The 21733-nt window shown below is 43.7% G+C and carries 19 protein-coding genes and 1 riboswitch; of the genes, 15 read left to right on the forward strand and 4 right to left on the reverse strand.

From position 1 onward, the window contains the following. Positions 1-41: 41 nt before the first annotated feature. Both BANVL01_RS28610 and BANVL01_RS15670 read right to left on the reverse strand, forming a co-directional pair. Positions 42-1583: a S1C family serine protease gene (locus BANVL01_RS28610; protein ID WP_268874943.1), complete on the reverse strand. Its 1542-nt coding sequence runs from the start codon at positions 1581-1583 to the stop codon at positions 42-44. 218 nt (positions 1584-1801) lie between these two features. Then, positions 1802-2878 carry an N-acetylmuramoyl-L-alanine amidase gene (locus BANVL01_RS15670; protein WP_066092090.1) on the reverse strand — a complete coding sequence of 359 codons (1077 nt, stop codon included), beginning with the start codon at positions 2876-2878 and terminating at the stop codon, positions 1802-1804. Between the two features lie 206 nt (positions 2879-3084). On the opposite strand from BANVL01_RS15670, the gene BANVL01_RS15675 reads away from it, so the two are divergent. The 5 genes from BANVL01_RS15675 (at position 3085) to BANVL01_RS15695 (ending at position 7504) form a co-directional block, all read left to right on the forward strand. Continuing rightward, on the forward strand, positions 3085-3525 hold the full coding sequence (locus tag BANVL01_RS15675; protein WP_066092087.1) for a hypothetical protein: 441 nt from the start codon (positions 3085-3087) through the stop codon (positions 3523-3525). Positions 3526-3723: 198 nt separating this feature from the next. Further along, complete coding sequence (wecB, locus tag BANVL01_RS15680; RefSeq protein WP_066096943.1) at positions 3724-4881, forward strand: non-hydrolyzing UDP-N-acetylglucosamine 2-epimerase; 1158 nt, start codon at positions 3724-3726, stop codon at positions 4879-4881. 18 nt (positions 4882-4899) lie between these two features. Then, positions 4900-5286, forward strand: a complete 387-nt coding sequence (gene gloA2 / locus BANVL01_RS15685; RefSeq protein WP_066092084.1) for an SMU1112c/YaeR family gloxylase I-like metalloprotein — start codon at positions 4900-4902, stop codon at positions 5284-5286. A 383-nt stretch (positions 5287-5669) separates the two neighbouring features. After that, positions 5670-6329: a 5-bromo-4-chloroindolyl phosphate hydrolysis family protein gene (locus BANVL01_RS15690; RefSeq protein WP_342342332.1), complete on the forward strand. Its 660-nt coding sequence runs from the start codon at positions 5670-5672 to the stop codon at positions 6327-6329. Next, positions 6326-7504, forward strand: a complete 1179-nt coding sequence (locus BANVL01_RS15695) for a toxic anion resistance protein (RefSeq protein ID WP_066092081.1) — start codon at positions 6326-6328, stop codon at positions 7502-7504. Before BANVL01_RS15690 ends, BANVL01_RS15695 begins: the two co-directional genes overlap by 4 nt. A gap of 216 nt (positions 7505-7720) precedes the next feature. Here the strand turns inward: BANVL01_RS15695 and BANVL01_RS15700 are convergent, their stop codons facing one another. Then, entirely contained in the window at positions 7721-8497 is a 777-nt protein-coding gene (locus BANVL01_RS15700) for a M15 family metallopeptidase (protein ID WP_235845595.1), read from the reverse strand. A gap of 225 nt (positions 8498-8722) precedes the next feature. Further along, positions 8723-8807, forward strand: a riboswitch (cyclic di-GMP riboswitch). 51 nt (positions 8808-8858) lie between these two features. Between BANVL01_RS15700 and BANVL01_RS27320 the strand changes: the two genes are divergently transcribed. After that, complete coding sequence (locus BANVL01_RS27320; RefSeq protein WP_156482321.1) at positions 8859-9023, forward strand: hypothetical protein; 165 nt, start codon at positions 8859-8861, stop codon at positions 9021-9023. Positions 9024-9090: 67 nt separating this feature from the next. Here BANVL01_RS27320 and BANVL01_RS15705 read toward each other — a convergent pair whose 3' ends face one another. Beyond that, on the reverse strand, positions 9091-10143 hold the full coding sequence (locus tag BANVL01_RS15705) for a multicopper oxidase domain-containing protein (protein ID WP_066092078.1): 1053 nt from the start codon (positions 10141-10143) through the stop codon (positions 9091-9093). 208 nt (positions 10144-10351) lie between these two features. On the opposite strand from BANVL01_RS15705, the gene BANVL01_RS27825 reads away from it, so the two are divergent. From BANVL01_RS27825 to BANVL01_RS15745, 9 genes are all read left to right on the forward strand, one after another. After that, positions 10352-10504 carry a hypothetical protein gene (locus tag BANVL01_RS27825; RefSeq protein ID WP_169803188.1) on the forward strand — a complete coding sequence of 51 codons (153 nt, stop codon included), beginning with the start codon at positions 10352-10354 and terminating at the stop codon, positions 10502-10504. 467 nt (positions 10505-10971) lie between these two features. Next, entirely contained in the window at positions 10972-12657 is a 1686-nt protein-coding gene (locus BANVL01_RS15710; RefSeq protein WP_066092075.1) for a serine hydrolase domain-containing protein, read from the forward strand. Positions 12658-12748: 91 nt separating this feature from the next. Then, complete coding sequence (locus BANVL01_RS15715; protein WP_066092072.1) at positions 12749-14812, forward strand: glycoside hydrolase family 3 protein; 2064 nt, start codon at positions 12749-12751, stop codon at positions 14810-14812. Positions 14813-15013: 201 nt separating this feature from the next. Continuing rightward, entirely contained in the window at positions 15014-16273 is a 1260-nt protein-coding gene (locus BANVL01_RS15720; protein WP_066092068.1) for an exo-beta-N-acetylmuramidase NamZ family protein, read from the forward strand. A gap of 266 nt (positions 16274-16539) precedes the next feature. Then, positions 16540-17442: an ABC transporter ATP-binding protein gene (locus BANVL01_RS15725; RefSeq protein ID WP_066092065.1), complete on the forward strand. Its 903-nt coding sequence runs from the start codon at positions 16540-16542 to the stop codon at positions 17440-17442. Then, complete coding sequence (locus tag BANVL01_RS15730; RefSeq protein WP_066092062.1) at positions 17443-18180, forward strand: ABC transporter permease; 738 nt, start codon at positions 17443-17445, stop codon at positions 18178-18180. Positions 18181-18185: 5 nt separating this feature from the next. Beyond that, entirely contained in the window at positions 18186-19319 is a 1134-nt protein-coding gene (locus BANVL01_RS15735; protein WP_066092059.1) for a sensor histidine kinase, read from the forward strand. Beyond that, a complete protein-coding gene (locus tag BANVL01_RS15740; protein WP_066092056.1) occupies positions 19316-19918 on the forward strand; it encodes a response regulator transcription factor in 603 nt (200 codons plus the stop codon). The genes BANVL01_RS15735 and BANVL01_RS15740 overlap by 4 nt, the downstream gene beginning before the upstream one ends. A gap of 366 nt (positions 19919-20284) precedes the next feature. Further along, positions 20285-21571, forward strand: coding sequence for a UDP-glucose dehydrogenase family protein (locus BANVL01_RS15745; protein ID WP_082805011.1), 1287 nt, complete (start codon positions 20285-20287; stop codon positions 21569-21571). Positions 21572-21733 lie beyond the last annotated feature (162 nt).

Consider the following 21733-nt stretch of genomic DNA (forward strand, 5'->3'; position numbering starts at 1 on the left):
GCCGCTGACCAGGGCGCTTGCGCATTTCTTATCAACTGCGCTTATTCTTCTCCTTTTTCTTTTTTCTTTTGTTTTTCCTGATGTTCTTGAAGGGCGAGTAGAATTTCTTGGATATCGATTTTTCCATCTTTGGTTAGATTGGATAAGGTATTTTCAGAAACAGGCGGGCCGGCAGGTGTCGTCGGTGGGACAGCTGGAGCAACAGGAGCTGCCGGAGCAGGCGGAGCTGCTGTTGGGGCCTCATGTGCAACAGGTGGTACAGAAGCTGTTGGCCCAGCAGGAGCAGCAGGAGCAACAGGTGCTACCGGTGCTTCTGGTACAATAGGGGCCACAGGCGCCGGGATCGGATTTGCGTTCCCCGCCGCAACTGCTGGCTGTTTCGGCCTAAAGGCGAAGGTGAACACTAGTAAAATAATAACCAGCAATCCGGACACACCGTCAACGATGTAGAAAATGGTCGTGTAGTCGGACCATAACATTTTGCTGCTGCTCATCTTTTTCTCGGAATTGGCAATATACTGCTTTATTTCGGAATGATTCGGATAGATACGTTGGACCGCTTCAAATTTTGCCAGGGCATGTTTATAATAGCCGCCCCAATATAAATCCAAGCCTTCTTTAAAAAGTTTATCTGTATCGCTCTTGAAATTTTTTACGCCTGCTTGGTTTACAAATTCTTTCACGGTATTGACAGGCACGGCGAAATTAAAGCCCTGGACCTCTTGGCCATTAACAGTGTCGCCTCTAAAGGTTAATAGCCCAATGATTTGTCCTTTTTCATTGATGACCGGCCCGCCGCTATTTCCGTGTGTGGCTGCCGCATTAATTTGAATGACCGGGCTTCCTTGTTCCGTCTTTTTCGAAGTAGCGGAAATTTGTCCTGCGTTCATCGAAGATACGAGAGATGAATCAGGTGATAAGAGGTCTGAATCCCCTGCCGCCGGGTATCCGCTCACCCAAATATTGTCTTGGTTTTGGATGTCGTCTGAATCGCCAAGTGGTATGGTAGGCAGATTCTTTCCTTCAATTTTAACCACTGCAACATCTTTGCCTTCATTAATAGGGGCACCATAGCTTTTAATCTCCCCATCTAGAATATCGCCGCCCGGTAAAATGACCTTTGTGACTTTTTTGATATCTGTATATTGGGTATAGGCAACCAAATAATCATAAGCCACTTTATAATCTTCCTTGAAATAGTCGGCCATGATCGCCACTAATTGCTTAAAGGCTTCATTCGCTATATCCTCGTCTTTCATCTTTGCAAATTCGACGACATGGGCATTGGTGACAATATAGCCATTAGAGCTGATGATTGCACCAGAGCCAGAGCCGCCAATAATCGACTGATTCTTTAGTTGATTAAAAACAGCCTTGACATTTGGGTTGTTGTCGTTAAACTGCCATTGGACAACAGCATAGTCGACAATGCGGACGACTGCTGGCTTTGTATATTCAGCCAGCCTCTGTGCGGACGATATGTTTCCTGCGGCCGGCTTGATATTTATTAGAAAAAAGGAAGTAGCCATCACTGCAATAAGCAGTAAACTGATAGGAATGGTAAAAAGGGCCCTCTTCTTCAAAATAAAATTCACCTCTTAAATTGAATATTTAAAACTCACCATGCAATATATTCCTAATTGTCAGAAAAATAAGATTGTACATTTCAAATATTTAAGCAAGGGTCTTTAGGGTGTCATTTAGGGTGTCAGGCACCGCTCGTGGACATTTGTCCGCCTGGGGTGGACAGTTGGGATCGAAGGTTCTATTTCGTAAATAGGAAAGGAAAAAGGCCCGGCTTCTAGGAAGCGGGCCCATCTTGATTATTGCTTGTATTTTCGCCGTCGGAAGGGGTATTATCACCACCAGTTGAACTTCCATCACCTTTTCCACTAGTGTCACCAGCAGGTGGATCCCCTTCACCATTTCCCCCAGAATCATCACCGGTATATCCACCAGCAGCAGGTACTTCCTCTTCTATTAACGCACCATCTTTGCCAAAGGTATAGGCTTTCCCGCTAATCGTCTGCTTACCTGATACCATTGACCCGTCAGGATCAAGGTAATACCATTTGTCCTTATCCTTGATCCAGCCAATTGCCATCTCCCCGTTTTCCTTCAAGAAATACCACTTGGATTTATATTTTACCCAGCCCGTGACCATGGCACCGTCCCTAGCCAGGTAATACCATTTATCCTTCACCTTTACCCAGCCGGACTGCATGACTCCATTGCTATCAAGAAAATACCACTTGTTCTCATCCTTTACCCAGCCCGTTTGCATAACACCATTGGCATCAAGAAAATACCACTTACTCTTCACCTTCACCCAGCCTGTTTGTTTACTGCTGTTTTTATAAAAGAACCACTGGGCATCATTTTGCACCCAGCCATCCTTTGTGCCCAGACCCTGACAGCGTTTTATAAAACCGTCCCATCGAGGAAGTAAATTTCTTGGGCAGTTCTTACCCGTCCAATGCTTATGAGGAACAATATGATCAATCGATATGCTATACCGGCTCATTAAATATTGGACGACTTCGACTGTTTTGGAAACCATCTGTTCATAGTTGGCGTCTGCATTCACGCACATTTCGATATGAATCGACGTTCGATTGCCAGGGCCGTTCCTGCCATCACCGGCGGCCCAAGCGACCTCATCAAATGGGATTGACTGGATGATTTCGTGATCATCGATTTGCAAATGCCATGACGCTGCCCGGTCATTGCCGCGCTGCTGCAAACGAGCATGGGCCGCTGCATCCGCACCCGTACCCGTATTATCGGTTTCATGAATAGTAATGAATTTTGGCACCAATGCTAGCCCCGGGCGAGTGGCGGTGTTGGAAACAGGAATCAGTCGTTGAATAATGTTCATGCCTTATCCACTCCTTTATCTATTATTTATGCAAAAAAGGAGCATTTGGTCAGGGTTTAGGCTTGATTTGGGTCCTCTTGCCTAAATTTTACAAGTAAATAAAGTTAGAATAGATTAATTGCAGGAAAAATCTGATAAAATGGAGAAAAAAGATTTAAGATGATAACACAATTTAGATTTTTAAAAAAAGGGGAGATCAATCTGAAATGAAAAAGTTCATGATGTTTTTGATGATATCACTAGTGCTTACGGGTTGCAGCAAAGCAGGAAAACACGCAAACTTCACTGTCATATCTCAATCTGAAATAGAAAAGAATGTTTCAATAAAAGAAGTAGAATTCGATACAGATGAAATAAACAATCTCTATCCTGGGGTTCCCGAAGGGGATTTAGAAAATGGGTTATATAAGTTTAATACTGACGGAAATACTAGCTATGTATTATTCAATTCACAAGGTGTAATGTATTCAAACATATCATTTTCTATACAGGATAATGTGCTTAAGATTACGTATGATTCAGTGGTTGATGAAGGTTTAGGAATGCAGTCCTTTTTTATGATCAGCAAGAAGGATGAAAAAGATTTTGATACAATCATTTTAGAAAATAACGGTAAGCCGGACCATTTTAATACTGTTTTCTTATGATAAAAGCTCCAGTTGAGGTTTCGTTCTCGTTATTGCTTTTCCCTTCATTGGTTATTTGTTATTATGTTAGTGGGCTTAAACGGTTGTTAGTTTTTCAAAAATGCTTGTTAAATCGGAGCATTGGGAAACACATACGGTCGATAATTTTTCAAATATGCTGATGAATTGTATGCAGATAACGTTCTTTGGAGGTTTTTTATAGTGAAGCAATTAAAGGTAATGACAGTGTTCGGAACCAGGCCGGAAGCAATTAAAATGGCTCCGCTTGTCAAAGAATTAGAGAAATATCCTGATAAAATCAAATCGATTGTCACGGTCACCGCACAGCACCGCGAAATGCTCGACCAGGTCTTGAATATTTTCGAAATTACACCAGATTACGACTTAAATATCATGAAGGCAAGACAATCATTGATTGATGTTACGACGCGCTGTCTAGAAGGACTAAATCAAGTGTTGGCAGAAGTAAAGCCCGATATCGTCTTAGTTCATGGTGATACGTCGACAACCTTTGTGGCAAGCCTGGCTGCCTTTTATCATCAAATTCCAATCGGGCATGTCGAAGCGGGGCTCCGCACCCATAATAAATATTCGCCCTACCCTGAGGAAATGAATCGCCAGCTGACGGGCGTCTTGGCAGATCTTCATTTTTCGCCAACAGGCCAATCCAAGCAAAACCTCTTGGTGGAAAATAAAAAGGAAGAGGCCATTTTTATCACGGGAAATACGGCGATTGATGCTTTGAAAACAACCGTGAAAGCCAATTATTCTCATTCTGTATTAGACAAGCTTGGGAATGACCGCTTACTATTAATGACGGCGCACCGGAGGGAAAATACAGGTGAACCAATGGAAAATATGTTCCGGGCGATTCGCCGAGTGGTGGAAAAGCATGAAGATGTTCAGGTTGTCTATCCTGTTCACATGAACCCAGTGGTGCGAGAAATCGCCAATCGTGTGCTCGGGGACAACAACCGGATTCACCTCATCGAGCCGTTAGATGTAATTGATTTCCATAACTTTGCTTCAAGAGCTTATTTAATTTTGACCGACTCAGGCGGTGTTCAGGAGGAGGCGCCATCGTTAGGAGTGCCGGTGCTTGTGTTGCGTGATACGACGGAACGTCCGGAGGGAATCGAGGCCGGTACTTTGAAGCTTGCCGGAACCGATGAAGACACCATCTTTGGTTTGGCGGATGAATTGTTATCCGACAAGGCGGCACATGACAAAATGGCCAAAGCTTCCAATCCATACGGCGACGGCCACGCCTCCAAACGAATTGTCGAATCCATTCTTTATCACTTTGGAACAGACTCGGAAAAACCAGCAGACTTTTTACCGGGCTATGGCAGCTAAGAAAAGGCGAGCTCATTTATGAAGTTAACGAAAATACATCATATTGCGATAATCTGTTCCGATTATCAAAAATCAAAGGACTTTTATGTTCGGATCCTTGGACTTACCCCTGTTCGGGAAGTTTTTCGGGAGGATAGGAATTCCTATAAGCTTGACTTGAATGTAGGAGGGCAGTACCAGATTGAGTTGTTTTCGTTCCCGGACCCGCCAGCAAGGCCAAGCTACCCTGAAGCAGCGGGATTAAGGCATCTGGCATTTGAAGTGGAAGACATCGATGAGGCGGTAGCTTATTTAACGGATCAGCAAATAATGGTCGAGGCCATTCGTGTGGACCCGTTAACGAACAAAAAATTCACCTTCTTCGCTGATCCTGATGGACTTCCGATAGAACTTTACGAGCAATAGACAATGATATGCGGCCTTTCCATGACAGCCAAACCACATCCGAAAAATAAAATCAATCGAAGAGCGGGACTAATTAAACATAGTCCCGCTCTTCATTTATTACACTGTCCACTGGAGGCGGACAAATGTCCACGAGCGGTGCCTGACACCATAAACAACACAACACCATTAAAAACACCCTAAACTCCCCCGTTAACAATAAAATACGTCTTAAGTCTTAGATATCTTTCCGTTTGTGGTCTATGGCAGGCAGGATTTTTTTCGTGTATTGTGGAAGTAGTTAATGGAAATAACTTTCTTTTGATGGAATCCTTCAAGGAAGTGAAACCTTTAATTGCTTTCCTTCGTATAAATACTATCGATTAATAGTCAGGAGTCGATTTATGATGAACCCTTTTCTTTCATTTATTGTCCGCTCGTTTGTGGCCTTTCCGATAACAGTCATCACTTGGCTGGTATGTCTTTTCCCAGTAGGGCTGACTCTCGGCCCGTCCACTGGATATGCCATCCTTGCCGGGGTCCTTACCCATGTAGTCCTATCGCTATTCATGAACAGCCGCTTTTTAACGAAACACCAGCTTTCAAGAAAAGAGTACCGCTACATTAGGAAGAATTTAGCCGAGGCGAAACAGAAAATCAGCCGCATGAACAAAAGCATTTTTAAGATACGTGATATTTCTTCTGTAAAACAAAGAATTGACATACATCGGATTACTAAAAAAATCCACAAGATGACCATGAAGGAGCCGAAGCGTTTTTATAAAGCAGAAGAATTTTATTTTTCACATTTAGATTCAGTCGTCGAGCTCACTGAAAAATACAGCTTCTTATCTTCACAGCCGAAACAAAACGCCGAGATCGGGCAATCCCTTATCGAAACGCGCAGAACCTTAAACGAATTATCAAAAGTTTTGGAAGAGGATTTATACCATGTAATCTCTGATGATGTTGATACTTTAAATTTTGAAATTGATGTCGCAAAACATACCCTTAAGCAGAAAAAGGATTCTAAATTTCCCGAAGAGAATAGGTGGCTTAAATGAGCGAAAACAACCCAATCCAACCCAATAAAACCGGCAACTTACTAGATGATATACTTGCCAACCCGTTTGGGGATCAACTTGAACTTAGCAAAAATCCGGCCCAACAACCAAATGAAGTCAAGCCAGTTAAGTTAATTGATGTCCTGCCTGAGGAAAACCGGGCAAAGGCCTATCAGCTCGCCGAACAAATTGATCCTACTAACCATCAGGCGATGATTCTATACGGCACACAAGCACAAGGAAAGCTGTTATCCTTCTCACATGCGATGCTTGAGCATGTGCAGAAACAGGATGTTGGAGAAATCGGGGAGATCATCAGTGATTTAATGAAGCGGCTTGATGAGGTGAATCCAGATGAACTGAAGGATGGGAAGCCATCCTTATTTGCCCGTATGTTTGGAAAAATTTCCGGAACACTGCAGGAGGTCCTTTCCAAATATCAAAAAACGGGAGCACAAATCGACCGGATCAGCGTGAAACTGGACCGGAGCAAAAATGTTCTTTTATCCGATATCAAATTGCTTGAACATCTTTATGAAACGAATAAAGAGTATTTCCATGCCCTGAATGTCTATATTGCCGCTGGGGAAATCAAGCTTGAAGAAATGCAGGAAAAAACGATCCCGCAAATGAAAAGGGCAGCAGAAGCAGCCAATGATCAAATGAAGTTTCAAGAAGTTAACGATATGATTCAATTTGCCGACCGTTTAGACAAGCGTCTTCATGATTTGAAATTAAGCAGGGAAATCACGATTCAAAGTGCACCGCAAATCCGCTTGATTCAAAACACAAATCAAGCGCTTGTTGAGAAAATCCAATCGTCGATCATGACGGCAATTCCATTATGGAAAAATCAAGTGGCGATTGCGTTAACCTTAATCCGCCAGCGCCATGCCGTCGAGGCACAAAAGCAGGTGTCCAAAACAACCAATGAGCTGCTGTTGAAAAATGCAGAAATGCTGAAAACGAATACGATTGAAACGGCAAAAGAAAACGAGCGCGGACTCGTCGATATTGAAACATTAAAGAAAACGCAAGAAAGCTTAATCTCGACACTAGAAGAAACGATGCGCATCCAAGAAGAAGGCCGCCATAAGCGCCGCCTGGCTGAGCAAGAACTAGCCAACATGGAAAACGACCTGCGGTTAAAACTATTAGAAATAAAAGGGAAATAACAAAAAGGGTCCACGCTGCAAGCAAAATGCAGCGTGGACCCTTTTTTTGTGAGTTTTGTACGTGTGTTAACTTTTGGAGTGTCCACCCCAGGAGGACATTTGTCCACGAAGGGTGTCAGGCACCACACCGAGGCACCACACCGAGGCACCACACCGAAGGCACCACACCGAAGGCACCACATAATGACACCACATAACGAAAGTCACCACACCCAATTAATTATTAACCGGTGTGGTGTTGTTGTATTCCTCGAGGGTGATGCCGCTCTGCATGATTTCGGCGGCGATTTTCCTGCCGACGTAGCGGAGGTGCCATGGTTCGTATTGGTAGCCGGTGATGGCGTCTTTGCCTTTTGGATAGCGGATGATAAAGCCGTATTCGGCTGCATGGTTCTGAAGCCAGACCGCCTCCCCTGTTCCCTCAAAGCATTCCTCTGCGGCGCATTTTCCATCCCCGCCGGTCACATCGATGGCAAGGCCTGTTTCATGCTCGCTAGTACCGGGGACAGCACTGTACGTTTTGGCTGCTTCATACCCATCTGATTTAACATAGTGATTAAACAAACTGGCTTGGACCTCGTGGGATCTATAGGCCGAAACACCGAGTAATTTCACACCATCCTGGTTGGCGCCAGCAAATAGTTTTTCGATGGCGGCTGCGGCAGCTGCCCGCAATTTTCTCTTTTCGATTTTTTCTTTAAAGGTGAAAGGGATGTCAGGATAAATCAAATCCGTCGGCTTGTAATGATCAGGCAGCTTATTCCGCTTGTTAACCAGCACTGGGATTGTTTCAGGATTGGATACGACTTGGATTCTTGTCCCGTTTTGGAGGTGTATGACGCTTTTCATTGTATCAGGTGATGGCTTGTTAGCAGGTACAGGTGGCTGATCTACCGTTTTTCTATTATTTTCAAAATGATTCTTCTCAACGCAGCCCGCTAAAGCAGCCGAAAACATGATCAGACATAGAATGATAAATCTAAATTTTGTCATGTTAAACTTCCTTTTTAAAAAATTAACTTCACTAAATAGCATGGACACTATTAAAAGCTTTAAAACATGCTAACTAAATAAAGCCACACATTTAAGACGTTGGGGGTTAGCAAAATGTTACCCTCTTTTTTTATAGTCAAAACGTCCAAATATTTACACCCAATAGGCCTAAAGACCCTTTATTTATATATTTCACTTGCTTATTCTATTAATAGACACATAAATCGTACGAAACGGCAAAGCCATTGAAAAATGGTGACGCAAAACTAGAGGGGCTAATGTTTAACGACGATGCTTGCCAGTTACCGAACACGACCAACTCCTGCGATTTATGTTAACCACTAACTGAGGAGGTTTTCATGTGTTGAAAATGTTTATTAAGGGCCGGTATTTTTATCATATATTCCAGCACCGCCACATTGAGCTGCTGCAGCAAGATTGCCTGTGTGAGGATTTAAAAGCGAGGCTAAAGATTAAATCAACCTACCATAATAGTAAGGCTGTTGAACTAGGTTCGTTGATCTAAGGTAACTTTAAAAGAAAATGAAAAAAGCCTAGGACTCCCTAGGCTTTTTATTATGAATTAATGATGATCAGTGTGACATGACAGTGCTGCCATCATCGTGGCCGTCCTTCGTGACTTTCAACGCTCCGACTGCCCCTTTTGTTGCGTGATTGAATTGATGGGTAACAATTGGGTAGCTGTCTTCCTCAGTAACCGTAAATTCAACGACGGCGCCGCCGCTAGCTGGCAGCATGACGGTCTGCATTCCTTCTAGATGGTTTGCCGGATTTCCGTCAAGGTAGACATCATCGAACAGGGTACCGACGACGTGGAAGCTGCTGACTTCATTCGGACCCACGTTCATCACGTAAAATCTCACTTTGTCGCCGACTTTAGCAAGCAGCGGGTGGTCAACTAATGCGCCAACTGTTCCATTTGTATTCATATCGCCATCTTTTAACGCCTTCGTTGAAAAAACAACATATTTAGGTACGCCATTCGTCATATCGTCCATATCGTTGTATTTGTACCATTCATTTTGAACGATAACAAATTCACGGTCGACATCAGAATCGGTTGGATAGCCGTCCTTTGGCTTGACGATAATCGTACCGTGCATCCCGTTAGCGATATGCGCTAGAACCGGTTTCGTTCCGCAGTGGTACATGAACACGCCTGGATTATCAGCTGGATAGCTGAATGAACCGGTTTGGTCCGGCATCACATTGGAAAAGTTTTTAGATGGTGCAGTATGAACGGCATGCATATCCATGCTATGCGGAATGGATGGATCCATATTTTTCATGGTGAAATATATCTTATCCCCTTGATTGACAACAATTACTGGTCCAGGAGCCTCACCGTTAAAAGTCCAGGCTTTATACATTTCCCCTTTTGAAATTTCAATATCGGTGATTTGGGCAGTCATTTCGACATTTACCTCATGCTCGCCAAGGCGATTGATCTTTATCGGAATTGGTTTTTGATTCAGATGTTCATGGGGTTCGATTACTTTGGAAGCTGCGCTAGAATTGGTTTCGGCTTTAACATCCTTTACCATTGAAAGATTAGTTTTCGCACAAGCACTTAACACCATGACAGAAGTGACCATAATTGCTGCAAACTTCGCTATCTTACCCATTAATATCTCCTCCATAAAACCCCTTTTATTTTTGGCTACGCTTTCATTTTACTTCGTGTAATAAATGCCCTAGTGATTTGGGTCACTAGGTATAAGGGGGTTAGTGAACATTTTGTGAACTAGTGAGCAAAGTAATATTAACACCTTGTTTATGTAAAATAGTTCGCCTGTAAACGGGGCATTTTAATAGTAAAAAGGAGGCTTTCCATTGCACAATAGTGGTGACAAAACTAGCGAAGGTTTAAATCAGATTTTAGAGTTTATCAACGCTAAAGGGGATGAAGGTGAGTTAAAGGAAATTGTTGAAAAAACCAATCCATCCTCCGCTCAAAAACAAGATCTTCCCGCTACCCAGGATTAATTTCTGGGTGTTTTTTATTACTAAATGTGGATAAACTGATGCAATTTGTGGGCAGTTTTTCAAAATAAAACCGGAGAGTTTGTGGATATTTTTTATCTGGTTAAATCAAAAGATGGGGAATCTATAAGACTTTGTTGATAACCCTGTGGGTAACGCTAAAGAAACGTTGATAACTAGTAAAAATCTGTGGGTAAAGTCCCGAAATCTGTGGATACTTTATAAATTAGTCATTTTGCACGGGCATAAAGGGAGACTTCCCATTTTAAATTTCTAATCTTCTAAAAATAATCCAATTGACATACAACTAAATACCTAATAAAAGAAGGGAATTGGCCAGGTATAGGTATTATGTGGTATAGACGACTATACATTAATCCGTATATCCTTTAACTATAAGCTGTAAGCGGTATCAGTCATAATACATAGCAATTCCGCTTACAATTAATTGTTCAGCCAAAGGAGGATTTATGAAAAGTAAAACCATTATTATCTCAACTGTCTGTACTGTTTTCTTCGGAACGGCAACTGCTTTTGCCAGTAGTGATGCAGCCATTGTTCCAACGATTGAAAAACAAGAAAAGAAAAGTTCTACCGCATCTGAGAAACCTCACCCAGTTTTCACCTGGAATTCAACCGGCATCCCAGTTTCAGGCGTTCTTCATCCCAGCTCGGCGAAAGGGGCAGGCATGATGACGGCACCGCTTCAGCAAATCGACCAGATTATCAATCAAGCCATTTCGGAAAAAGTCATGCCCGGTGCAGTAGCATTTGTGGCGAGGGGTGGAAAAATCGTAAAGCACACCGCATACGGAAATTCAGCGCAGTACACCGATGGCAAGTTTACCGAAATGGAAAAGCCAATCTCGATGCAAGAGGACACGATTTTCGACCTCGCATCGATTAGTAAAATCTTCACTGCCACAGCGGTAATGGTTTTATATGAAAAAGGATTATTTGCGCTCGATGACCCGGTTGCCAAGTACATCCCGGAATTTGCTGCTAACGGCAAAGAAAACGTCACCATCCGCCAGCTGCTGACACACACATCCGGCTTCGTCTCCTGGATTCCGCTCTATTCGCAAGGGAATTCGCGTGACGAGAGATTGCAGTTAGTTTTCCGGCAGCCATTAAAAAATCCGCCCGGAACTGCCTACGAATATAGCGATTTAAACATGATTACTTTAGGGGCGTTAGTAGAGCGGTTATCCGGCCAGCGTCAGGATGTATTTGTAAAAGAGCAGATCACGGGGCCATTAGGAATGAAGGACACAATGTACAATCCGCCAGCCAAATTGAAAAACCGGATAGCGGCCACAGAATTCCAAGCGACGCCAAACCGCGGTCTTGTTTGGGGCGAGGTTCACGATGAGAATGCCTGGTCGCTTGATGGCGTCGCCGGTCATGCTGGTGTATTCTCAACCGCGGAAGATCTTGCTAAGCTCGCGCATATTTTTCTCAATGATGGAAAGTATGGTGGAAAAAGGATTCTGAAGCCAGAAACAATTAAGCTATTGCTCGAAAATCAAAATGAGAAATTTCCTGATAATGACCACGGACTGGGCTGGGAGCTTGGACAAGGCTGGTATATGGATGCCCTATCCGAAGGAACCTATTCCTTTGGACATACTGGATATACGGGAACATCGATTGTCGTCAGTCCAAACAATAAAACAATCGCGATTCTGCTGACCAACCGTGTTCATCCAAGCAGAAATACCGTCTCGACAAATCAAACTCGGCGATTATTTGCCAGGCAGGTAGCGGACGCAATTCCTGTTTCCATTCCAGGTAAGGATTCCGCTTGGTTTGCAGGCTATGGAGATCAGCTGAATCGTGTCATGGAGGCAGATCTTCATCTGAAAAAAGACGCCAAACTGACGTTTAGTACTTGGTATATGACCGAGTTCGGCTGGGATTTTGGTAACGTGGAAATTTTCGTTAACGGCGCTTGGAAAAAGGTAACAGAGCTCACGGGAACCAGCAATGGCTGGGAGAACAAAGAAGTATCGATCCCGAAAGACGCGGAAAAATTGCGTTTTATGTACAAAACGGATACGGCCACAAATGGCCGCGGCTGGTATGTGCTGAATCCGAAACTCGATTCATCGGCACTGAAGTTTAACAGCAATGAATGGGAGTTAAGGAATTACTAATTTTAACAAATGAAGCGGGCGAATGAACCGTTGAATTTTAGCACGAACGAAAGGTAGTTAAGAGACTACAAAAAATAGAGGAGGAGAAACCATGCGTAAATTTTTCAAAACGTTTATCATTTCATGTTTGGGATTTGCCCTTTTGTTAACGGGAATTCCGCATTCGAGGGCAACGGCGGCTTCAGCAATCAAAGACATAGTGATTGACCTTAACGTTCCGCAAGTGACGAGAGAAGTGAAAGACAAGCAAATTGATTTGAATGCCCTGCATGTTTATGATGATGGCCGTTTTATGTTGGCTTCGGAGAACCTAACCTGGAAGTCTTCTAATAAAAATGTCGCCTCTGTCAAAGATGGCAAGGTTACCTTATCGGGACACAACGGGAAAACATTTATCTCTGTCAGCGACGGCAAGTACAATGACCGAATTTCGATTCAATTCAAAGGTAATCAAGGGGAGATCCTTGTGGGAAAAGAAAAGGGATCACGCTATGACTTAATCGGCAAGGCGATTAAGCAGATGACGATCGAAGAAAAGGTCGGGCAAATGCTGATGCCGGACTTCCGTACATGGAAGGGTCAGAATGTGACGGTAATGAATGATGAAATTGTCCAGCTTGTCAAAAAATATCATCTTGGCGGTGTCATTCTGTTCCGGGAAAACACAGTAACGGCAGCGCAAACCACGAAGCTTGTCAGCGCTTATCAGGATGCAGCCGAGAAAAATGGGCTGTTGATTTCGATTGACCAAGAAGGCGGTATCGTTACACGTTTGCAATCCGGAACCGATTTTCCTGGGAGCATGGCACTTGGAGCATCACGGTCTGAAGAATTGGCTGAAAAAGTTGGCAAGGCAATTGGTGAAGAACTAAATGCCGTTGGGATTAATATGAACTTTGGACCTGTTCTCGATACGAACAATAATCCTGATAATCCGGTCATTGGCGTTCGTTCGTTTGGCGAAAACCCAGACCTCGTGGCAAAACTGGGCAATGCCTATATTAAAGGACTTCATGAAACGGGAACCGCTGCTACGGCAAAGCATTTTCCGGGGCATGGCGATACGGCGACTGATTCCCATTTAGGATTGCCGGAAGTGCCGCATGACATCGACCGTTTGAAAAAGGTGGAATTATACCCATTCCAGCAAGCAATGGATGCTGGAATTGATGCGGTAATGTCGGCACACGTAACCTTCCCGAAAATCGATAATACAAAAGCCATATCGAAAAAGGATGGTACCGAAATTGCTGTACCTGGAACACTTTCCCATAAGGTTTTAACCGGTCTAATGCGCGAAGATATGGGCTTTAAGGGTGTTATTGTGACGGATGCGATGAACATGCAGGCTATCGCCGACCATTTCGGCCCGGTTGATGCAGCGATTCGTGCTGTGAAAGCGGGAACGGATATTGTCTTAATGCCTGTAGGACTTGAACCCGTTGCTAATGGTCTTTACGATGCAGTGAAATCAGGGGATATTTCTGTAGGTAGAATTGACCAGTCCGTTGAGCGAATTTTAACGCTGAAATTAAATCGAGGCATCGTCAAGGCTGAAGTAGAAAAGAGCCTTGATGAAAAGGTTTCTATTGCTGAAAAAGCTTGGAGATCAGCGGAACATTTACAGATTGAAAAAGAAGCAGCGGCTAAATCGATTACACTTGTGAAAAATAGCGGCGTTCTTCCGCTAAAGGCGGCTGCAGACGATAAGATAGTGGTCGTGGGCTCGAGCGCTCCTACCCTTTTAGCTGAGGTTCAAAAACACTACAAAAATGTAACCATGATTAATACGGCAGTGCCGCTTACAGGAGCCAATTTGGCTGCCGCGAAAGCAGCAAAATATATCATTGTTGGAACGAATACTTCTACAGTGAGCGGAAGATTGCCTTCTGCCAGTTTAATGATGCTGGCCAATCAAATGATTGATGAAACGAATGCGGCGGTTATTGGCATAGGTATTCGAAATCCGTATGATATTATGGCCTATCCTAAGGTAGATGCGTATCTGACACAGTACGGAACGAAGGACGTAAGCTTTGAGGCAGCGGTAAACACTATTTTCGGTGTAAATAAACCTACTGCCAAGCTTCCGGTTACGATTTATAACCAGGATGGCAGCGTATTATACGGATTTGACCACGGGTTGGGGTATTGATTTTTCAAAATTGGGGTTTGTTTTTTTGAAATTAAAGTTTTGTCGATTTTTCTCGGGCTTTTGTCGATTTCTAAGAGAGCTATATCGATTTTTAAAGGTTGTTTGTCTATTTTTAAGAGTGTTTTGTCTATTTTTCCAATGGTTTTGTCTAATTAGACATATCCTGGAAAAAATAACACCCGAACTACGAGGAGGAGTACAATGAAAAAGAAATGGCTTACGGGGATTCTTGTGCTGTTGCTGGTCCTTTCCACGGTATCGGCGGCAGTTGCCAAGAATGATAATGACCAAGGAAATAATAATGGCAAGTTCCGTTTAGGGGTTGAGGTGTTATTAAAGGATCGCCTCGATTTAATTAAAGGCAAGCGAGTTGGTTTAATTACCAATCCGACTGGGGTCGATCAGGAGCTTACTAGTATCGTAGATTTGCTGTATAAAAACCCAAATGTCAAGCTGACGGCATTATATGGACCAGAGCATGGTGTCCGCGGCAGTGCTCCAGCCGGCTCGTATGTTGAATCGTATATTGATGAAAAAACAGGCGTTCCGGTATACAGCCTTTATGGAGCTACAAAAAAGCCAACACCTGAAATGTTAAGTAATGTAGATGTATTGTTATTTGATATTCAAGACGTAGGGGCGCGTTTCTACACGTATATTTACACGATGGCATTAGCGATGGAAGCAGCGAAAGAAAATAATATTCCTATTATCGTGCTCGACCGTCCGAACCCAATCAGCGGTGCAAAGGTGGAAGGACCGATTTTAGAAGATAAATATTCTTCATTTGTCGGTGAATATCCGATTCCTGTCCGACACGGGATGACAGTCGGAGAATTAGCAAAGCTATTCAATAAGGAGTTCAAGATTGGCGCCGATTTAACGGTTGTCAAAATGCAAGGCTGGAAACGAAGCATGTATTACGATGACGCTGATTTACAATTCGTCATGCCGTCACCAAACATGCCAACATTAGATACGGCATTAGTTTATCCGGGTGCCTGCTTGATTGAAGGAACCAACGTTTCTGAGGGCCGCGGTACAACAAGACCATTTGAATTAATTGCCGCTCCGTTTATCAATAGCGATGACTTAGCAGCAAAATTGAATTCTTACCATTTACCGGGAGTTACCTTCCGCCCAGCGTCGGTTATCCCGTCAACATCGAAGTTCGTGAACCAGTTAAGCCATGGCGTGCAAATCCATGTCACAAACCGGAATGCATACAAGCCATTTGAAACAGGCCTAACAATTGTCAAAACGATCCATGATATGTATCCGGACAAATTCCAATTTCGGGCCCCGGGTAGCAATGGCATCTCCTTCTTCGATAATCTTGTCGGCAACGGCTCAATCCGTGCCGGAATCGAAGCTGGCAAATCCATCGAACAAATGAAAAAAGAATGGGAGCCAGGACTGAAGAAATTCATGGACGTCCGAGAGAAGTATTTACTATATTAATCGCAGCTATGAGAGGCCTTCTAAATAGGAGGTCTCTTTTTTTGAAAAATTAACCTGAAATACTGGCCGTAAAATGAATTTGGCGAGATAAATCATCAGTTTGGCGAGAAACTCCCTCGGTTTGGCGGAAATAATTCAATCAAGTCCCCCAGCAGCATTCACCTGAAATATGACTTTTGTCACCTCATTTTGATGACATTGCTTACTAAAAATCCCCACCTCCAGAGCTTACAATGAAATCAAGTAATCAGGAGGTGTTCAAGAAAATGAACAAAATTGTAAGCTTAACAAACGTGACAAAGTCATTTCAACATAAAACAGCGGTTAATGATGTATCTTTCACGATTGGAAAAGGAGAAGTCGTGGCGATTCTTGGGCCGAATGGGGCCGGGAAAACAACTACCATTTCAATGATCTTAGGACTGCTCAAACCAACGGCAGGCGAGGTCCAACTATTTGACCATCAGCCGCATGAAAAACAAGTCCGTGAAAAAATCGGCACGATGCTCCAGGAAGTTAGCGTCATGCCCGGCTTGAAGGTGCGCGAAATCCTTGAGTTAATTAGAAGCTACTACCCAAAACCGCTCCCCATCCAACAACTCATCGAACTTACAGGACTAACCGAGCAGGATATGAAAACCATGGCGGAAAAATTATCAGGCGGACAAAAGCGCAGGCTCAGCTTTGCCCTTGCACTCGCTGGAAATCCAGAGCTGATCATCTTTGATGAACCAACCGTCGGTATGGACATCACATCAAGGAACCGCTTTTGGGAAACAATCCATCATCTCGCCGAACAGGGAAAAACGATTATTTTCTCCACCCATTATCTGCAGGAAGCAGATGATGCCGCAGGCAGAATCTTATTGTTTAAAGACGGTGCCATCGTTGCTGACGGAACGCCTTCACAAATCAAGGCAAGAATTTCGAAGCAGTCCGTTTCCTTTATCGTCGACCCGGAATTGCCGCTTGAAAAACTGTTTCTCCACAGTGAAATTGATGATATCTACAGAAAAAACAACCGGGTTTACATCCAATCCTCAAATACCGACCGAGTATTGGAGCTGCTTTTTCAAGAAAAAATCGGTGCACGGGACATCCAAATTGAACGCGGCAAGCTAGAGGAAGCATTCGAACAGCTGACTAGCGGCGCGAAGGAGGCTATATAAATGAAAATATTTCAAATGCAGTGTAAATACGAAATTATCCGGATACTAAGGAATCGCTATTTTGTCTTTTGGTCGCTTGTGATGCCGATTCTTTTCTATTATATTTTCACCAATGTGGTGAACACGAATGCGCCGGATAAGGCGGAGTGGCAGGCACATTATCTGATGTCGATGACGGTGTTCAGTGTGATGGGCTCGTCGATGATGACGCTCGGAATCCGCATGGTTCAGGAACGCTCCCAAGGCTGGTCGACGTTCATCCGCATCACGCCGCTGTCCGATACGGTCTATTTTGCAGCACAAATGATTGGCCAAAGTGTGATTCATCTGCTTTCCATCATTATCATTTTTATCGCCGGCGCCCTCATCAACGGGGTATCGCTCACCGCATTAGAATGGACCTTGAGCGGTTTATGGATTTTACTCGGCTCACTGCCATTCCTCGCCATCGGCACCTTAGTCGGATCTATGAAAAAAGTAGAAACAGCCGCAGGCGTCAGCAATGTAATTTACATGGTGCTTGCAATAGCAGGCGGCTTGTGGATGCCGCTTGAGATTATGCCAAAAGTCATGCAATCAATTGGAAAATGGCTGCCGTCGTACAATTTTGGCAATGGGGCCTGGGAGATTATCCGCGGCAACATGCCGGATTGGAGAAATATTCTGATTTTAATCGCCTATTTAGCCTTGTTTATGCTACTATCGAAGTATATTAGACGAAAACAAGAAGCGGTGTGATCAGGTTGAAAAAGTCGTTTAGCATTTTCCCAAGCCAATTTGGCTTCTTTCCCTATATCTTTCTCGTATATATCGGGTACCCTGTCTTTTCCCTTTTGAAGGAAACAGGAGCGAAGCAGATGATTGGCTATGGGATGGTGCTGCTATTTTTGGTAACGTATCGCCAACTTTATTTTTCAATGGGAAAAAGAAAATTCACTTACTGGTTAGCGGTTCAACTAACAATCGTGTTTATCTTTAGCATGTTGTATCACTTAAACTACATGTTTTTAGGCTTTTTTCCGGCGAATTTCATCGGCTGGTATAATGATCAAAAGGTATTCAAACGCGGCTTTCTCAGCCTGACGTTTGTGCAAATTTTTCCATTCATTTTTTATATTTGGAAGACAAAGACCTTTTTCACGCCGTCCGAACTTCTTTATTATGTTCCGTTTCTCATCATTATGCTAATCTCACCATTTGGAATTCGCTCGTTGAACCGGCGGATGGAACTGGAAAAGGAACTTGATCAGGCGAATAAGCAAATTGAGGAATTGGTGAAGCGCGAAGAGCGGGTACGGATTGCTCGCGACCTCCATGACACGCTCGGCCATACCTTGTCGCTATTGACGTTAAAAAGTCAGCTTGTCCAACGATTGACTGCGATTGACCCGGAACGAGCCCGCCTTGAAGCAAAGGAGATGGAAGTGACTTCCCGCGCCGCACTTAAGCAGGTGCGCGAACTCGTGACAGACATGCGTGCGGCAACCATTGCCGAAGAACTCCTTCAGGTTCAGCAAATTTTACGGGCAGCGAGAATTACCTATCAGTACGATGGTGATATTGATTTTTCGAGGATTTCACCGTTTGCCCAGAATATTGTTGGCATGTGTCTACGCGAGGCTGCAACGAATGTCGTCAAGCATAGCCGCGCCGCACACTGCTCGATTTCAATCAAGCTTTTATCCGATAAAATGAACATAGTTGTTCGCGATGATGGGATGGGCGTTACTAAAGCTAAGCCTTTTGGGAATGGTTTGCGGGGGATGGAAGAGAGACTGGCGCTCGTAGACGGGGGACTTGGTCTTAAAAATCAGAATGGTGCTGTGTTAGAAATGAATGTGCCGATTATTAAAAAAGCTGGGGGTGCCGCGGTATGATTCGCTTGTTTATTGCGGAGGACCAACGAATGTTATTAGGGGCGCTTGGCTCCCTCCTAGATTTAGAGGCAGACATGAAGGTCATCGGCCAAGCGATGAACGGAGAAGAGGCGCTTGCATCGATTCTTGCGCTCGAGCCCGATGTCTGCTTGATGGATATTGAAATGCCTGTTTTGAACGGGCTCGAGGTAGCAGAGGAACTCGCGCGCCGCCGAGCTCCCAGCAAGGTCATTATCTTAACTACGTTTGCTCGGCCGGGATACTTTGAACGCGCCGTAAAAATCGGTGTCCACGGGTACTTACTGAAGGATGGCGAGATCGATGAGCTCGCTGATGCGATTCGCAAGGTGATGGCAGGAAAACGGGTATTCAGCCCCGAGTTAACCTTTGAGGTCATCCGCGAGGAAAATCCGCTGACGCCGAAAGAACAAGAGATTTTGAGATTAGCAGCCTTAGGGAAAACAACCAAGGAAATCACTTCGGAGCTCTACCTTTCATCCGGCACCGTCCGTAACTATATCTCTGAAATTATCCACAAGCTAGATGCTAAAAATAGAACCGAAGCCGCCAGCATTGCCGGGAAAAAAGGCTGGATCTAGCGGTGCAAAAGGTACCTTTTAATAGGTGCCTTTTTATTTTTCCTGCCGGCCTCATATTATCCCTTTCTCGGTCACAAAAACCAATAATAGTGCCGGTAGAACGATTTTTTCCCCGTTCTCGGTCACAAAAAACAATAATTATACCCGCAGAGCAAGATTTTCCCCTTATCCAGTCATAAATAATCTTCCCTTTCCTCAAAAACCAGACTTCTGAAAAACTTCCCATTAACCGCCCTTTCTAATGTGGACAACCTTCCACAAGATACTTTTATGAATAAATTAATACAAGCCACGACATTGGATGAAGAAATCCGTTTAAAGCTAAGTACTTATTTTTGGAGTGTAATGAAGGAGGAATAATTTAAAGTGAGAATTTTGATCGTTGGCACAGGCTACGTGGGTACGACGACGGGCCTTGTTTTTTGCGAAATGGGTCACCAAGTTACAGGGCTAGACCTAGACGAAAACAAAATTAAAGCTTTACAAGCTGGCAAACTACATTTCTACGAGCCTGGCCTCGACGAGCTGCTCAGCAAGCATGTTACTGCCCAACATATTGAATTTACAAAAAAGACAAAAAAGGCTGTTAAAGAGAATGATATTATCTTCATTTGTGTCGGCACACCCCAGGGAGCGGATGGAAGTGCAGACCTCACTTATGTTAAAAATGTCGCCCATTCGATCGGCAAATATATGAACAAATATAAAATTATCGTCACGAAAAGCACGGTGCCAGTAGGTACGGCAGAATTGGTAACGAAATGGATCAAGGAAGGTCAAGAAGAGCAAGTCCCATTCGATGTCGTTTCCAACCCGGAGTTTCTACGCGAGGGCTCCGCTCTTCAGGATGCCCTCAATCCTGACCGGATTGTCATCGGCTCAACGAGTGAAACAGCAAGAGCCATTATTAGAGAAATGTATAGAGGCTTCCACTGTCCAATCGTCGAAACCAATCCTAATGCCTCCGAAATGATCAAGTATGCCGCCAATTCCTTCCTAGCAATGAAAATTTCTTTTATTAACGAGTTAGCTAGATTGTGTGACGGGTTAAGCATAAATATCAATGATGTTTCAACGGGAATTGGGCTTGATACTCGGATTGGACCGCAGTTCCTCCGAGCAGGTATGGGATACGGCGGCTCCTGTTTTCCAAAAGACGTCAACGCATTGATCCAAATAGCAAAGGAAAGTGGTCAGCCGCTATCCATCTTAGAAAGCGTTGTCCAAGTCAACGAGGAACAGACCATTTTTTTTATTGAAAAAATAAAGCAAACACTTGGCGGGAATTTGCTGAATAAGAAGATTGCTGTCCTCGGCTTATCGTTTAAAGCGAACACAGACGATACAAGGGAATCGCCGAGTCTTCATTTAATTGACCGTCTGTTAGCAGAACAGGTGCAGGTGAGGGTGCATGATCCAGTAGTAAAAATAGCTGCAGGGCCGTCTATCGTGCAATTTCAAAAAGTAGAGGAAACTGTTGCCGGCGCAGATGCGCTTGTTATCGGCACTGACTGGGATGAGTATAAGAATCTTGACTGGGTAAGAATAAAGCAGCTTATGAATCAACCGATCCTTTTTGATGGTCGTAATATGTTGGATAAAAGGAAGATAGAGAATTTAGGATTCCATTATTGGGGAATTGCTAATCATTAGGGCATTAAGAAAAAGAGCATCATCCATATTGATGCTCTTTTTCGCCCATAGATCTATTAAAAACATCCTTACGTTTGTGGAAAGCGATGCTTTTAATCAAGCAACATTGGTGGAAAATAATCATATGTTATCAATGACCTTATTTAGGCAGGATGGTTGAAC

The sequence above is a fragment of the Neobacillus novalis NBRC 102450 genome, assembly GCF_001591805.1.
GTDB lineage: Bacteria > Bacillota > Bacilli > Bacillales > Cytobacillaceae > Neobacillus > Neobacillus novalis.